The sequence below is a fragment of the Phenylobacterium sp. genome, from assembly GCF_030698145.1.
In the GTDB taxonomy this organism is placed as follows: Bacteria; Pseudomonadota; Alphaproteobacteria; order Caulobacterales; family Caulobacteraceae; genus Phenylobacterium.
This window is the reverse complement of record NZ_JAUYNW010000011.1, coordinates 83,572-97,953: the sequence shown is the minus strand read 5'-3', so window position 1 is coordinate 97,953 and position 14,382 is coordinate 83,572. Positions and strand designations below refer to the sequence as shown.

Here is a 14,382-nt window from a genome sequence, read left to right as displayed (position 1 = left end):
ATCAGTTAAAGACGCATCATGACCGAAACCATCGCCCCGGCCGCGCCGACCAAGAAGGCGGGCGCCTTCTTCACAGAGACCGTCACCTTCGTCCAACACTGGACGCCGGAGCTGTTCTCGTTCCGCACCACCCGCGACCCGAGCCTGCGCTTCCAGAGCGGCCAGTTCCTGATGGTCGGGCTGGAGGTCGACGGCAAGCCGCTGGTGCGCGCCTATTCGGTGGCCTCGCCGGCCTGGCACGACGAGCTGGAATTCTATTCAATCAAGGTCCAGGACGGCCCGCTGACCTCGCGGCTGCAGAAGATCAAGGTGGGCGATCAGGTGCTGGTCGGCCGCAAGCCAACCGGCACCCTGGTGCTGGACGGGCTGAAGCCCGGCAAGCGGCTCTACATGCTGGGCACCGGCACGGGCCTGGCGCCTTGGCTATCGCTGGCCCGCGACCCGGAGGTCTATGACCGGTTCGACCAGGTGATCGTCACCCACACCGTGCGCGGCGTCGGCGACCTGAACTACCGCGAGATGTTCGAGCACGACCTGGCCCAGGACGAGATCCTGAGCGAGGTGATCGGCGGCAAGCTCACCTACTATCCGACCGTGACGCGCGAACCCTTCAAGACCCAGGGCCGGATCACCACGCTCATCGAGTCCGGGAAGCTGTTCGAGGACCTGGGCCTTCCGCCCCTGGACCCGGCGGTCGACCGTCTGATGCTGTGCGGCGGCCCCTCGGTGCTGGCCGACCTCAAGGCGCTGCTGGAAGCCCGCGGCTACGAGGAAGGCTCCCTGGCCAAGCCCGGCGACTACGTGCTGGAACGCGCCTTCGTCGAGACCTGATCGGCGATGTCCAGGACGAAGGCTGCCCGGTCCTCGACGCTGGCCAGGGGCAGGATCACCGGCTCGTAGCCCAGTGCGTGGCAATGGGCGAGGATGAGGTCGTGCACCTGCACCGCCTGGTCGAAAGCCTGTTTTCTTTCCGTATCCTGGCCGTAGATCTTGAACCACGGCGGCGGGACGAAGACCGTCGTGTTGTAGCGACGCGTTCGCAGCGCCTCGAGGTGCCAGGGCGGCGGCCTGAAGTCCGGCCCGCCAGTATCGGGGATGCCGCGGTCGAAGAACACGCGTTCCTCCACATCGGCCATCGAGTCGAAGATGGCGATGTCCTCGCGCGCCGTTCGCTCGCCATAGGCCTGGACGTCGAGCCAGGGCAGGGCGGAGCCACCGGCGGCGGCCTCTTCGCGGATCACCCGGCGATGGGTCTCCTCGACGCAGCGCTCGCCGCGTGCGCGCAGGTGCTCGATCAGCGTTGTCTTGCCCACGCCCGGACCGCCGGTGAACAGGAAGAAGTTGGGTTTCGAGACGATCATGGAAGTCCTCAAGCCAAGAAAATTTGCGCCGGCGCGAGGCGGCGTTGGGTCAGGCCTGGGGAAATGGGTCGGGCGTCGCGGCGGCCGTCAGGCCGGCGGGCAACCCTTGAACTCACCGGCCTTGGCGACGGTGAGCTTGGCGAGGTTCAGGGCCATCAACGGACGCATCGATGACGAACCGTGGCCGGTATAGAGGTCGATCTTCTCGCCCTTGATCGCGCCGCCGGTGTCGGTGGCGTACCAGTAGCCGTCGTGCTTGGAGCCGTCGGGCATCGGCAGGCCGACGGTTTCCTTGATGTAGAGCTTCGTTCGGCGCGGGATCACGGTGCGGTCGGTGGCCACGGTGCGCATGGCGACGACCTTGCAGCCCAGCGAGTCCAGGGCGCCCACGCCCTTGGCGCCGGCATGGTAGAGGGTGGCCTTGAGGCGGAATTCGGGGGTGCCGGGCAGGGTGCCGGTGAGGGCCGAAACAATCAGGTCGCCAATGGGATCGGAAGAGGGCGCAGCCTGGGCGCTGGAGGAAAGTCCGAGCAGGACAGGCAGGGCGGCAAGGGCGGCGAGGCGACGTCGCATGACGGCGGCTCCTTCGTCGTTGATCTGTGCAGCAGGGTCTTGGGTACCCGGACTCACGGGCCTGAGTCAAACCGGCTTGCAGCGGAACTAACAGGCGCCCTCGAAGAGTCTGGCTTGCACAGGCGGCGAGCTCGGCTATTGAAACCCTTGTCCAGCAAGGAAAACCACCATGCGCATCTACGGCGATTCGATCTCCGGCAACTGCCTGAAGGTGAAGTGGGCGGCAGACCATCTGGGGCTGGCCTATGACTGGATCGAGACCGATGTCCTGAAGGCGGAGACTCGCACCGCCGCGTTCCTGGCGCTCAATCCCGCCGGCCAGGTGCCCGCGGTGATCCTGGCCGACGGCCGGCCGCTGGCTCAGTCCAACGCCATCCTGCTGCACCTGGCCGACGGCTCGGACCTGATCCCCGCCGACGCCTATGACCGGGCCCGGATGCTGGAATGGATGTTCTGGGAGCAGTACAGCCACGAGCCCTCTGTCGCCGTGGCGCGCTTCCAGGTCCACTATCTGGGCAAGCCCGTCGCCGAGCTGGAGCCGAAGATCGTCGAGCGGGGCCATGGCGCCCTGCAAAGGCTGGAGGACGGCCTCGCGGACGGCGGGTTCCTGGTCGGCGACCGCGTCAGCCTCGCCGACATCGCCCTGGTGGCCTACACCCGGGTCGCTCACGAGGGCGGCTTCGACCTGGCCCGCTATCCCGCGGTGAAAGCCTGGGTGAAGCGGGTGGAGGGCGCGCTGAAGATCGCCTAAACCGGTGGGCATGATCCGCACCGCCGCGCTCGCCTCCGCCCTTCTCCTCGCCTTCGCGCCCGTCCAGGCCCTCGCCTGGGGCGCCATGGGCCACCGCATCGTCGGCGAGGCCGCCATGCGCGCCCTGCCGGGCGACCTCCCGGCCTTCCTGCGCAATCCCCAGGCCGTCCGCGACGTCGGCGAGCTGTCGCGTGAGCCCGACCGGTCCAAGGGCTCGGGACGGATACACGACCACAACCGCAACCCGGGGCATTCCCTGGACCTGGACGAGGAAGGCAAGCTGCTGGGCGGCCCGTCCTTCCTCCCGCTGCCGTCCACCCGGGCCGACTATGAGAAGGCCCTGCAGGCCGCCGGCCTCGACAGCTGGAAGGCCGGTTACCTGCCCTATTCGATCATCGACCAGCACCAGCAATTGGCCAAGGACTTCGGCTACTGGCGGGTGGTGAAGTACGCCGCCGGGCGCGAGCGGAACAAGGTGCGCAAGGCCTGGCTGGTCCGCGACCTGGCGCGGCGGGAGACCCAGATCCTGGCCACTATCGGCCAGCTGTCGCACTTCGTGGGCGACGGGTCCCAGCCGCTGCATGTCACGGTCCACTACAACGGCTGGGGCGAGTATCCGAACCCCCAGGGCTACTCCACCGCCAAGGTCCATGGCCCGTTCGAGAGCGAGTTCGTGTTCAACAACATCAAGCCCGCCGGCGTCGCCGCCGGCATGGCCGCGCCGGTCGACTGCAAGTGCGCCGTCGAGCAGCGGACGGTGGACTACCTCACCGCCACCAGCCGGTTCGTTCTCCCGTTCTACGAGATGGAAAAGGCCGGCGGCCTGAAACCCGCCGATCCGCGCGGCGTGGCCTTCGCCACCGAGCGCCTGGCGGCGGGGGCCTCGGAGCTGCGCGACATGACGGTTTCGGCCTGGCGCGCCAGCGCCAGGGTCACGGTCGGCTGGCCGGTGGTGCGGGTGGACGACGTGCTGGCCGGCAAGGTCGACCCCTATGACGCGCTCTACGGCAAGGACTGATGCGCGCCGTCCCGCAGTTCGGCGAGCGGATGGGTGGGCGTGTCTACGCCGACCGGCCCGCCGCCTTCGGCGTCGCCGAGCGCGACGGCAAGATCGCCCTGGTGCGGATCGAAAAGCCCGACGGGGCGATCTGGCGCGACCTGCCCGGCGGCGCGGTCGACCCCGGTGAGAGCGCCGAGCAGGCCGTGGTCCGCGAGTTCGGCGAGGAGGCAGGACTGGCGATCGCGGCCGGGGAGGCCTTCGCCGAGGCCGACCAGTACTTCCTCAACACCGAGGGCAAGGCATTCGACAATCGAGGGACGTTCTTCGCCGTGACCATCGAGGCCGAGGCACCGGACCTGAAGGTCGAGAAGGACCACACCCTGATCTGGGTCAAGCCGCTGGAAGCCATGACGACCCTGCGCCACGAGGCCCACGCCTGGGCGGTGGCGGCCTGGCTGCGGCGGCCCTAGGCAGGCGCGCGGGGCTTGGCTCGGGCGCCCGTGGGTGTCTTGCCCTTGGGCTCGGCCTTGGATTTCGGCTTGTGGGAAATGGGCCTACCGTTCTGCTGCCGCAGGTGGGGCGCCAGCTTGTCCAGGTCGGTCAGGATTTCCTCGAGCTTGTCCTGGGGCAGGTTCTCGATGCCGATGAAATAGTTGTCGGCCTTGGTGACCCTGATCAGCTCGTCAAGCTTGGCCTGGAGGGCGTCGCTGTCGCGGTTCTGGGTGTTCTGAATCAGGAAGACCATCAGGAAGGTGACGATGGTCGTGCCGGTGTTGATGACCAGCTGCCAGGTGTCGGAATAGCCGAAGATTGGTCCTGTCACGCCCCAGGTGATCACCACCCCACAGCAGGCGATGAACACGAAGGGCCGGCCGGTCCAGCGCGCGATGCCCGAGGCGAACCGGGTGAAGAACTGGTTCATGTCTGGCACCTGTACGGCTCCACGCCGCATTGCGCGGCGGAGGCTGAACGGCTATCGCCACGGCCAAGTTCCGACCGCGCGCGAGGGTGAATGTCGCAGGCTCAGATCATCGACGGCAAGACCACGGCCGAGCGTATCCGGGGCGAGGTCGCCGCCGAGGTGGCCGCGCTGCAGGCGAGCCATGGCCTGACGCCCGGCCTGGCCGTCGTCCTGGTCGGGGACGATCCCGCAAGCCAGGTCTACGTGCGCTCCAAGGGAGAGCACTCGAAGGCCGTCGGCATGCACTCGGTGACCCATCTCCTGGCGGCCGACGCCTCCCAGGCGGACCTGCTGGCCCTCGTCGACGCCCTCAACCGAGACCCTGCCATTCACGGCATACTGGTGCAGCTTCCGCTGCCGAAGGGTCTGGACGAAAAGGCCGTCATCACCGCCATCGATCCCGCCAAGGATGTCGACGGCCTGCACCCGGTGAATATCGGCCTGCTGGCCCAGGGTCAGAAGGCGCTGGTCCCCTGCACGCCCATGGGCTGCATGATCATGCTCGCCGACGCCCTGGGCGACCTCACCGGCAAGCGCGCCGTGGTGGTGGGCCGCTCCGTGCTGGTCGGCAAGCCGATCGCCCAGCTGCTGCTGGCCGCCGACTGCACCGTGACCATCGCCCATTCGCGGACCCGGGATCTGGCCGCGGTCTGCCGCGAGGCCGACATCCTGGTGGCCGCCGTGGGGCGACCGCAGATGATCAAGGCCGACTGGATCAAGCCGGGCGCCGCGGTGATCGATGTGGGCATCAACCGCATACCGTTCCGCGATCCGGTCAAGGCCGCCGCGGGCAAGACCAAGATCGTCGGCGACGTGGCCTACAAGGAGGCCTTGGCCGTGGCCGGCCACATCACGCCGGTGCCCGGCGGCGTCGGCCTGATGACCGTGGCCTGCCTGCTGAGGAATACCCTCACCGCCGCCAAGCGGATCTCTGGCCTGGAAGTCTAGACCCCGCAGCGCCGACCTGACTCGTGGGCGCCGCGGCGGTTGGAGCCTGCCATCTCGGCTCGGACAGCGGTTTTCCGAAATGCCAACCCTGGCCGAGATCGACGCCGAGTTCTTGGGCCAGGCGGGCGGTCTGGGCCGTTTCCACCATCTCGGCGATCGTGGTCACGCCAAGCTCGCGACAGAGCGCGATCACGTGCTTGAGCACCGTGGTATCGCGGGGGCGGGAGTCCAGCGCCTGGATATAGCGGCCGTCGATCTTGATGATGTCGACGTCCAGGAATCGCAGATAATTCAGCGAAGCGGCGCCGGCCCCGAAATCGTCGAGGCAAACGACATGTCCGATTGCGCGTAGCGCGGCGATCTTCAGATTGGCCATTGGAAGATCCGGAATCTGCTGGGTCTCGGTGATTTCCAGCAGCAGCCTTGGGCGAAGCGAGGGGGCGAAGGAGGTGACTTCGCCAAGCGTCTCGATGAATCCAGGTTGCATCAACGAGATGGCGCTTACATTGACCGCGATTCGCAGGTCCGAGACGCCCGCAATTAGCGCTTTGGCCACGCACCGGGCGACAGCGAGATCGAAATCCGCGATCAGGCCCAGCTCCTCGGCCAGTCGGATGGTGTCGGCTGGGCTCGAATCGGGATCGAAGCGGGCCAACGCCTCGAAATGGTGGAGCGTCCGTCCATCCAGGCTGACGACCGGCTGGTAGGCGAGATGGATATCCCCGCTTGCGAGCATGGCCTTGAACCGCGCCGCGTCGCGCGCCGTTCGCTGAATTGCGGCGCTGAACCCCGCCTGGGCCCCGGCAGGGCCGTCCTCGATGTAACGATCGAGCACATAGCGCATGGCGCGGAGGTTCTGGGCCGGCGAGCCAACGTTCAGGGCGAGTTCGGCCGTTACCGGCTCGACCTGGCCGCCTGCTGCCTGCTTGAGGCGCTCGGTGAGCCGATCGGTTGACGCGGCGGCCGACCGGACGAGCGCGAAGCGGTCGACAGCGACTTCCGAGGCGCCGGCGCCGGCGTAGGATTCGGCGCGTAGCGTCGCCGCCACGCGGCGCCGCGTCCGCTCCGCCGTGACGGCGTCCATGGTCGAGACCGCCGAGTCGAGCCCGCCCAACTCAACGAGGTCCAAACGCACGGGCAGGCCCGCGCGGTCGGCTTCGCCCAAGAGGGTCGCGACGGTCGAGGCGAAAGCGTCCTTGGCCAGCAGGCCATCCGGCCCCCTGGCAATCTGGTCGACGGCCGCGGGACCTCCGAGGCCGAGGGCGCAGGACACCCGCCCCGCGCGCTGGGGCAATTTGAAGACTGACAGGGAGCCGTGCCGCGCCAGGCGGCGGGCCGGACTGGACGCCAGAGCGATCCGCAGCGGTCCCTGGCGCTCGCCGGCCTTCAGACCCTCGAGCAAAGTCGCCAGCAGGTCAGAGTCGCCTGGCCCGACCAGCTCGGCCCAGTTCGAGCCGACGAACTCGGCGGGGACGCGACCGGTAAGCTGCTCGACGGCGCCGAGCGCGAAGGTGACCGTGCCGACGGCGTCGACCTCGAATACCAAGTCAGCGCCGGCGAAGGCGAGGCCGAGGAGTTGCAGGTTCAGCCCTGCGCCCGGAGCGTCAGGCGAAACGGACATGGTTGGCCTCGTCATGGGTAAAGGCCATGCTGTCCTCAAAATCCAGGAAGACGTCCATTAGTTCGTCGGGCGCAATCAACCGCGCCCGGCCTTCCGGGAACCGGTAGCGCCAGAAACTCGCGACGTGCTGGATGGCTCCGAGCTGTTCGCCGAGGCTGGAGAACATGGCCGGCGCGGTCAGCAGAAGGTCGCGGAAACCGGTCGGCTTGCTCTCCTCGGTCAGCGAAGCGTAGGCCCTATTATAGACATCCAACATGTCCTGGGCGGCGGTCTTGGTGGCGCTCATCGCCAGCTGGACGCGCTTCTTGGCCTCTGGGATGTAGGCCGAGGCGTCAGCGCTTTTGGGGCCGCGCGCCTTTGCGTGATCTCGGCCATGACTTGGCGCATCGGCGCCGCAAGATCTCCAAGCACCCATTTGTGGTAGAGGAAGCCGCGCCAGGAGAAGGCGCCGTCAGTGTACTCTTGGTCGCTCAGCTTCAGAGTCGCCTTCAGGGGCTCGCACCCGCTGTCCGGGGTGTTCGAAAGCAGCTTCTCGACCAGGCGCGAGGCGCAGGCGTGCGATCCGTAATTGTCGCCAGACGACAGGGTGACCAGCGCCAGAATCTCCTCGCGGGCAAAGTCGAACATCCGCTGCACATCGCCGGCCGAAATCCCAAAATAGCCGCGCGCCGGTTCGATTTCGTTGACCCGCAGATGTTCCCGCAGCAGGAACGGATCGAGCGATGGCAGGCTATCGATAAGATCGAGGACACGACGATCACGCGAGCCTGGTTTCAGATTTTGGCCCAGAACCGACTCGACGACTTCGTCGAAGTCCTTCTGGCCGACGAAGACCGAGCGAGCGCCGACCCTCAGATCGGAACTGTCGATTGGAATAAGGATCTTGGTCGCCGTCGGTCGCGGCGAGGCGAATTGTGCGTATTCGTGGGGTCGAAGCCGGTGCTTGAGGATGATGCTACGGTCCAGCAACCGGTTCTTGAAGAACGGCGCCTGGGCCAGATCTACATCGTCGCCAAAATTTCGGTGGATCGCCAAAAGGTTCAGCACCCGCGCAGTGGACGCAGATTGTTCCAACGAAGTCAGACGCCGTACGCCTCGATCATTGTCCATGAATGCCTCATGACGCCCGAATACTTAAATCATGAGGTCGGGAACTTAATATCTCGTCACGGTCGCCTGCGGCAGCTCGTCACACGCCCTAAAACTGGGTGACGGATACCTAGGCGGGAGCCGCCCCGGTGCGGTTGGTCCAAGCGACCAGGCCGTTCAGCGCTTCGCCCACGGCTTGATCGAAGGCCGCCACGATGGCCGAGACCCGGTTGTCGCCGGCCCGCACCTGGGCTTCGATGAGATCGGACCCGGCCGGGGTGCGGTCGGGTCGGGTCAGGGCGACCCGGAGGCTCACCACCACCAGCGGCGCGGCCTTGGGACCGCGGTCATAGACCGCCTCGAAACGGGTGACGTCGACGCGCAGGGAATAGTCGGCCTTGGCGGTCTGGCCGCGAGAGATCAGCCGCGCTGCGCCGCTGTTGGCGTCGAAAGCCTGGGCCAGGGCCTCGTCGAACAAGGTCACGGCCGGGGCCACCCAGCGTGAATTGGCCACATAGGCGACCTCGCCACCGTCGACGGTCAGGATTCGGTCGCTGGAGGCCGCACGGGTGAAGCTCCCGCCGCCGCGCACGACGCCGAACTGGCCGGCCGGTCGGCCCGCGCTCTGCTCCGCGGACGGCGCGGCGGCGTCGAACCTGTAGAGCTGGGCGGGGTCGCTCTTGGGGAACAGCGAGACGCAGCCGCCGAGCGAAAGGACGAGCGCCGCGGCGCCCAGCGCCCCGAGAGAGCGGGTGAGGGCGCTCATGGCTTGATCTCCACTTCCTGGGCCGCCGGCTTACCGACCAGGCCGCGGGGGTTGGTTTCGATGTCGCGGATCAGCCGGTCGAGGGACTCGGCCGTCTGCTGCAGGGCTGCGACCGAGGCCGTGAGCTGCGGCAGGCCGTTGGTGGCGAAGTCGCTGGTCGGGCCCTCCAGCTTGCCGATCATGACGCGCAGGTCCTTGGCCGCGGCCTGGGCCTCCTCGGCGGCGCCGGCGACGTTCTTCATGGTGCGCTTGCCGTCGCCATCGACGAGCTGCTGGCTGGACTGCGACAGGGTCCCGATCTGCTGAGCCGCCGCGTCGATGCTGCGCAGGGCGTTCTGGGCGTCGGCGATGATCGCCTTGCGCTGGCGCAGCTCGGCGGTGACCGTTTGGGTGTCGCTGATCGCCGCGGTGAAGGACCTGATGTTCTGGTCCGACAGGACGCGGTTGACCCGGTCCAACGCCTCTACGGTCCGCGACAGCACCGTGCCACCGCCCTCGAGCAGATCGGCAAGGGCGCTGCGCTGGGTGCGCAACTGCGGGACCCTGTTCGGTGGCACGGTGTCCTTGAGCAGCTTCTTTGAAGGCGTCCCTGCGGTGATCTGAATGTAGTTGATCCCGGTGATGCCCTGGGGCTCGAGGGTGCCGTAGGAGTCCACTCGGATCGGCACTTCCGATCCGACGCGGGCGCGGGCGATCACGCGGTTGGGGTTGGCCGGGTCGAGCTGGATCTGGGTGACCTCGCCCACCTTGATGCCGTTGAAATGCACCTCGCCGCCCTGCGACAGCCCGCGCACCGGCCCCTGGAAGATCACGTCATAGAGGTCGTAGTCCTTGGCGAAGCTCACGCGGGCGAGCCAGACACCGAAAATAACCAGTCCCACGAAGAGGATCAGCGTCGAGAGGCCCACCAGGGCGTAGTTGGCGTCTTTTTCCATCAGTTCACCGTTGCGGCTCTATGCGCCTTGACCGCGGCGCGTCCGCGCGGGCCCAGGAAGTACTCACGGATCCAGGGGTGGTCGGAGGTCTCGAGCGTCTGCACCGGCGCGTGGGCGACCACCTTCTTGTCGGCTAGGACGGCGACGCTGTCGGTGATCGTATAGAGGCTGTCCAGGTCGTGGGTGATCATGAAGACGGTCAGGTCCAGGCTGTCGGACAGGTCCTTGATCAGTTCGTCGAACGAGGCCGCGCCGATCGGGTCCAGGCCCGCGGTGGGCTCGTCCAGGAACAGCAGCTCGGGGTCCAGCGCCAGGGCCCGGGCCAGGCCCGCGCGCTTGCGCATCCCGCCCGACAGTTCCGAGGGTTTGAGGCTGCCGGCCTCGGGCGGCAGGCCGACCAGGGCGATCTTGAGATCCGCGAGCTGGGCGACGATGCGCCGCGGGATGTCGGTGTGCTCGTACATCGGCGCCGAGACGTTCTCGCGCACTGTGAGGTTGGAGAACAGCGCGCCCTGCTGGAACAGCACGCCCCACTGGCGTTCGATCGCAGACCATTTGCGCCGCGAGGCCCGCTGGATGTCCTGGCCGAACACCCGCACCATGCCGCCCTCCGGCGCCTTGAGGCCTATGATGGTGTTGAGCAGCACCGACTTGCCGGTGCCCGAGCCGCCGACCACGCCCACCACGTCGCCGCGCTTGACGGTCAGGTCCAGGCTCTCATGGATCACCCGGTCGCCGAACGCCGACACCAGGCCGCGCACCTCGATGGCCGGGCCGGTGGTCGGCAGGGTGTCTTCGGGGTGCGACTCGTCGCTCAAATGTTCAGCTCCATGAAGATGAGCGCGAAGATCGCGTCGATCAGGATGATGGCGAAGATGGCGTGGACGACTGCAGCCGTCACCCGCCGCCCGAGGGATTCCACGTCGCCGCCGACCTCCAGGCCCTGGCGGCAGCCGATGCCGGCGATCACCGCGGCCATGACCGGCGCCTTGCATAGGCCGATCCAGAAATGCGTGGGTCCGACATTGTCGACGATCCGCTGCAGGAAGAAGGAGGGGCCCAGGTCCAACACCGTCCAGGTGATCAGCAGCCCGCCGAACAGGCCCGCCAGGGTCGCCACGAAGGTCAGCAGCGGGATGGTCAGCAGCAGGGCCGCGAACCGCGGGAAGACCAGGGCCTCGAACGGATCGACGCCCAGCACCTGCATGGCGTCGATCTCCTGGTTCATCTTCATCGAGCCGAGCTCGGCGGCGAACGCCGAGGCGGAGCGGCCAGCCAGGAGGATGGCGGTGATCAGGATGTTGAACTCGCGCAACACCGCAATGCCGATGAGCTCGACGGCGAACACCTCGGCGCCGAACTGGCGCAGCATGTTGGCGCCCAATAGACCGACCACCGCGCCGATGAAGAGCGACGTGATGGCCACGATGGGGATGGCGTCCAGGCCCGCCCGCTCCATCAGCGAGACGATCGGCGCCCAGCGCACGCGCTTGGGATTGGTGAACAGGTAGAGGAAGGTGCGGCCCACGGCGACCAACAGGTGCCCCACGAAGACCAGGGTCTCGAAGATCTCGTGGCCGAGGTCGAACACCCCCTTGCCGATCCGAATGGTCATCTGGTGGAAGCCGCGGGGCTCGACGCGCTCCACCGGCTTGGCCGACGCTGCGGCGCCGACCAGTTGCAGCAGCCGCAGCGATTCCGGCCGTCCCGAGACCCTGTCGGGGTCGATGTGGCCTTCGGCGGCGCGGATCACCGCATAGGCGCCGGCGGTGTCCAGCCGGCCCACGGCGGTGAGGTCCAGCGACTTGGCGGCCTGGCCGACGATGGCCTCATAGAGCTCGCGGGCGGCTTCCCCGATCGACGTCGCCGTCCAATCGCCCGCCAGCACGGCCTGGGGACCGTCTGCGGCCTTCACCAGGCTGAACTCGGCGGGGCGTTCCATGATTGTGGCGCGTGTCCTCGGCTCTGCGGCGTCGCGAACGAGTCGACGCCCCCATGGGATCAACCTAGCAGAGCGGCGTCCCGACCCGGAACGCCTTATGGCGCCGGTTGTTCCTTACGGTGGATAAGCTGGCCCGCCTCGCGACTTGGTGATGGTTTGTCACGCCCCATGGTCTATATTTCGCCCCACTCGCACGGTTATCACCAGCCGGGGGCGGGACTGTCCGACCCCGGAGTGTCCGTCCAGGTCGGGAGCGTGGTTTGACCCGTCAAATCGAGATCGTCGGTAAGTCCGGCAACCGTTATCGTTACACATCGCTGGAAGAGGACCGGATTCTGCCCCCCGCCGGCGCCAATTACATCATCGCCAAGCCGGGTTCGCAGGGGGTCGATATCCTCTATGTGGGCGAGACCGACAGCCTGGCGCGCACCGTCTGGCGCGATCAGCTCGCCCGCGCCAAGGACGTCTATGGCTCCGAGGTCGACGTGCTGACCCGCCTCAACGTTCGCAGCGCGGTGCGCCACGCCGAGCGCGAGGACCTGATCGAGGAGTATCAGCCGCCGATGAACGCCCAGGCGCACAGCTAGCCACTTTCACGAACCGCACCTTGGAAGAGGCGAGGGCCTAGCTCATCGCCTTGGCGCGCGCCGGCTTGGCCTTTGATGGCGCGGGCGTCGCCTTAGCTTGAGCCGGCGTCGCATTGGCCTGCCGAGCCGCTGCGCTGAGGGCGGCGACCACCGGCTGGGCCTGCGGCAGCACCGTGCGCACGGCGGCCAGGGCGTTGACGCAGCCATGCCCGAATTGGCGCGAGCGCCCGTTCTTGTAGCTGGACGGAGGGCCGATCTTGCGCGCGGTGCTCTGCAGCAGGCGCTTGACCTCGGCGCTACTGAGGTTGGGCTTGACCGACAGGACCAGCGCGGCGATCCCGGCGACGAGCGGGCAGGCGCTCGAGGTGCCGCCGAAGTCGTAGGTGTAGTCGCCCTCGGCATAGCCCAGGAAGGCTCCCGCGCCGGCCGTCCCGGTCACATCGGAGGTCAGCACCCCCCAACCGCCGGCGCCGCTGGACGGGGCGCAGACGGATATCGCCGCGCCGAAGTTGGAATAATTCGATCTCTGGTCGCGGCTGTTGCTGGCGGCCACGGCGATCACGTCAGGATGATTGGCGAACCCGGAGACCGTGCCGGCCGCCGGGTTGTTGGTGTCGCTGTTCTCATTGCCCGCCGCGAAGACGACGACGCAGCCGCGACCGCCCCGGCCTTCGCGCGCGCATTTCGTGATCGCGCGCGCGGCCCGCGTCGACAGCGGGAAGAACGGGTTCAGCGCCCCCCAGCTGCAACTGACCACCCACGCGCCCTTGATCGTCACATGGTTGAACCAGGCCTCGAGCTGGGCGTCCGACAGGTCGGGGCCCCAGCGGACCGGCATCAGGGTGCAACCCGGCGCGGCGCCGACCACGCCGCCGCCGCCGGCCGAGGCCAAGGCCACACCCGCGCAGGCCGTGCCGTGCCAATCACCTGGCTCCGGCTTGGGGTCGTCGTTCTTTCGGGTGAAATCCCATTTGTGGATGATCTTGCCCGGCATGGAGAAGTCGGGATGCTTCAAGTCGAACCCGTCGTCGATGACGGCGACCACCACATCAGGCTGACCCAGGGTGCCGGCCGCACTCCAGGCCTCCACCACCCGGGCGTCGGCGCCCTGCAGGAAGCCTTGGGTCGTGCCCCGGTGCCGACCCTTGTTTTGCAGGTGCCATTGCTCGCCCAACAGCGAGTCCATCGGCATCAGGGGCGCCTTGACCGCGGCCCGGCTGGCCAGGTCCGGCTCGGCGATGTCAACGATCGGATCCTGCTGGAGGCCGGCCGCGACCTTGATCGGATTGGGCGAGTCGGGGGTCACGGTGAAGATGAAGCCATCCTCCCCGCGCGCCTCCTTGATGGATAGCGAGAACTTGTCGATCGTCGCCTGGCGCGCGCTCTCTGAGCTCCCGCCCTTGAACTCAACATAGACATCGCCGGTGGGCACGTAGAGGCCCTTGCCCTGCGGCAGTTCGAAGACGTGGGTGCCGGTGGCCACCGCTCCGTCCATCCGCACCCGGTCGAGCGCGGCGTCGGCGTCGACCCGCGCGTCGTCGATCGCCACAATCCGGAACCCGCCCAGCGTGCCCTGGTCGGTCCAGTCCGCGCCCTGCAGGGCCATGCCGACGGCGGTATTGGCGTCGGCCTCGCGATTGCGCTTGGGCCGGACGCCGATGAGCGTCTTGCTCTGCGAGAGTTTGAGTTCGCCCTGTCCGTATTTCAGCGTGAAGTCAGCCATTGGATCACCCCGTTCGCCACACGATGGCCCACAGCATCGTCACGCCTTTCAAGGTAGATCAAGTTACGAAAACACTTTTGGGTTGTCTCATGAACCGCATCAGACCGACCCGCCCGCTGTCCAGA

Annotated in this window: 17 protein-coding genes; 6 read left to right on the top strand and 11 right to left on the bottom strand. The window is 67.5% G+C overall.

Annotated features, from left to right (window positions below):
- The first annotated feature begins 18 nt into the window (after window positions 1-18).
- A complete protein-coding gene (locus tag Q8Q77_RS01240) occupies window positions 19-831 on the top strand; it encodes a ferredoxin--NADP reductase (protein ID WP_305580353.1) in 813 nt (270 codons plus the stop codon).
- Here the strand turns inward: Q8Q77_RS01240 and Q8Q77_RS01235 are convergent.
- Together Q8Q77_RS01235 and Q8Q77_RS01230 are read right to left on the bottom strand one after the other, a co-directional pair.
- Window positions 798-1,361 (bottom strand): AAA family ATPase, encoded by a 564-nt coding sequence (locus tag Q8Q77_RS01235; protein ID WP_305580351.1) that lies wholly within the window; start codon window positions 1,359-1,361, stop codon window positions 798-800. The two genes, Q8Q77_RS01240 and Q8Q77_RS01235, sit on opposite strands and share 34 nt — an antisense overlap.
- Before the next feature lie 87 nt (window positions 1,362-1,448).
- Entirely contained in the window at window positions 1,449-1,934 is a 486-nt protein-coding gene (locus Q8Q77_RS01230; RefSeq protein ID WP_305580349.1) for a 3D domain-containing protein, read from the bottom strand.
- A 169-nt stretch (window positions 1,935-2,103) separates the two neighbouring features.
- Here Q8Q77_RS01230 and Q8Q77_RS01225 point away from each other — a divergent pair, with 169 nt between their 5' ends.
- From Q8Q77_RS01225 to Q8Q77_RS01215, 3 genes are read left to right on the top strand one after another with little or no spacing between them, the layout of a single operon-like run.
- Window positions 2,104-2,685 (top strand): glutathione S-transferase family protein, encoded by a 582-nt coding sequence (locus Q8Q77_RS01225; RefSeq protein WP_305580347.1) that lies wholly within the window; start codon window positions 2,104-2,106, stop codon window positions 2,683-2,685.
- 10 nt (window positions 2,686-2,695) lie between these two features.
- The gene (locus Q8Q77_RS01220; protein ID WP_305580345.1) at window positions 2,696-3,703 is read left to right on the top strand and encodes a S1/P1 Nuclease; all 1,008 of its coding nucleotides are present in this window, start codon (window positions 2,696-2,698) and stop codon (window positions 3,701-3,703) included.
- Entirely contained in the window at window positions 3,703-4,155 is a 453-nt protein-coding gene (locus Q8Q77_RS01215) for an NUDIX domain-containing protein (protein WP_305580343.1), read from the top strand. Before Q8Q77_RS01220 ends, Q8Q77_RS01215 begins: the two co-directional genes overlap by 1 nt.
- Here the strand turns inward: Q8Q77_RS01215 and Q8Q77_RS01210 are convergent.
- Window positions 4,152-4,607: a low affinity iron permease family protein gene (locus Q8Q77_RS01210; RefSeq protein ID WP_305580357.1), complete on the bottom strand. Its 456-nt coding sequence runs from the start codon at window positions 4,605-4,607 to the stop codon at window positions 4,152-4,154. The genes Q8Q77_RS01215 and Q8Q77_RS01210 overlap by 4 nt on opposite strands.
- A 90-nt stretch (window positions 4,608-4,697) precedes the next feature.
- On the opposite strand from Q8Q77_RS01210, the gene folD reads away from it, so the two are divergent.
- The gene (gene folD / locus Q8Q77_RS01205) at window positions 4,698-5,594 is read left to right on the top strand and encodes a bifunctional methylenetetrahydrofolate dehydrogenase/methenyltetrahydrofolate cyclohydrolase FolD (protein WP_305580341.1); all 897 of its coding nucleotides are present in this window, start codon (window positions 4,698-4,700) and stop codon (window positions 5,592-5,594) included.
- Here folD and Q8Q77_RS01200 read toward each other — a convergent pair.
- The 7 genes from Q8Q77_RS01200 to Q8Q77_RS01170 form a co-directional block, all read right to left on the bottom strand.
- A complete protein-coding gene (locus tag Q8Q77_RS01200; protein WP_305580339.1) occupies window positions 5,557-7,215 on the bottom strand; it encodes an EAL domain-containing protein in 1,659 nt (552 codons plus the stop codon). The two genes, folD and Q8Q77_RS01200, sit on opposite strands and share 38 nt — an antisense overlap.
- Window positions 7,199-7,501, bottom strand: a complete 303-nt coding sequence (locus Q8Q77_RS01195; RefSeq protein WP_305580337.1) for a hypothetical protein — start codon at window positions 7,499-7,501, stop codon at window positions 7,199-7,201. Before Q8Q77_RS01195 ends, Q8Q77_RS01200 begins: the two co-directional genes overlap by 17 nt.
- Window positions 7,498-8,325, bottom strand: coding sequence for a hypothetical protein (locus Q8Q77_RS01190; protein WP_305580335.1), 828 nt, complete (start codon window positions 8,323-8,325; stop codon window positions 7,498-7,500). The genes Q8Q77_RS01195 and Q8Q77_RS01190 overlap by 4 nt, the downstream gene beginning before the upstream one ends.
- A 109-nt stretch (window positions 8,326-8,434) precedes the next feature.
- Window positions 8,435-9,070, bottom strand: coding sequence for an ABC-type transport auxiliary lipoprotein family protein (locus Q8Q77_RS01185; RefSeq protein ID WP_305580333.1), 636 nt, complete (start codon window positions 9,068-9,070; stop codon window positions 8,435-8,437).
- A complete protein-coding gene (locus Q8Q77_RS01180; protein WP_305580331.1) occupies window positions 9,067-10,005 on the bottom strand; it encodes an MlaD family protein in 939 nt (312 codons plus the stop codon). Before Q8Q77_RS01180 ends, Q8Q77_RS01185 begins: the two co-directional genes overlap by 4 nt.
- Entirely contained in the window at window positions 10,005-10,823 is an 819-nt protein-coding gene (locus Q8Q77_RS01175; RefSeq protein ID WP_305580329.1) for an ABC transporter ATP-binding protein, read from the bottom strand. Before Q8Q77_RS01175 ends, Q8Q77_RS01180 begins: the two co-directional genes overlap by 1 nt.
- On the bottom strand, window positions 10,820-11,947 hold the full coding sequence (locus Q8Q77_RS01170) for an MlaE family lipid ABC transporter permease subunit (RefSeq protein WP_305580327.1): 1,128 nt from the start codon (window positions 11,945-11,947) through the stop codon (window positions 10,820-10,822). The genes Q8Q77_RS01175 and Q8Q77_RS01170 overlap by 4 nt, the downstream gene beginning before the upstream one ends.
- Window positions 11,948-12,207: 260 nt before the next feature.
- Between Q8Q77_RS01170 and Q8Q77_RS01165 the strand changes: the two genes are divergently transcribed.
- Entirely contained in the window at window positions 12,208-12,534 is a 327-nt protein-coding gene (locus Q8Q77_RS01165) for a hypothetical protein (protein WP_305580325.1), read from the top strand.
- A 37-nt stretch (window positions 12,535-12,571) separates the two neighbouring features.
- Here the strand turns inward: Q8Q77_RS01165 and Q8Q77_RS01160 are convergent, their stop codons facing one another.
- A complete protein-coding gene (locus Q8Q77_RS01160) occupies window positions 12,572-14,257 on the bottom strand; it encodes a S8 family serine peptidase (protein ID WP_305580323.1) in 1,686 nt (561 codons plus the stop codon).
- Between the last annotated feature and the right edge of the window lie 125 nt (window positions 14,258-14,382).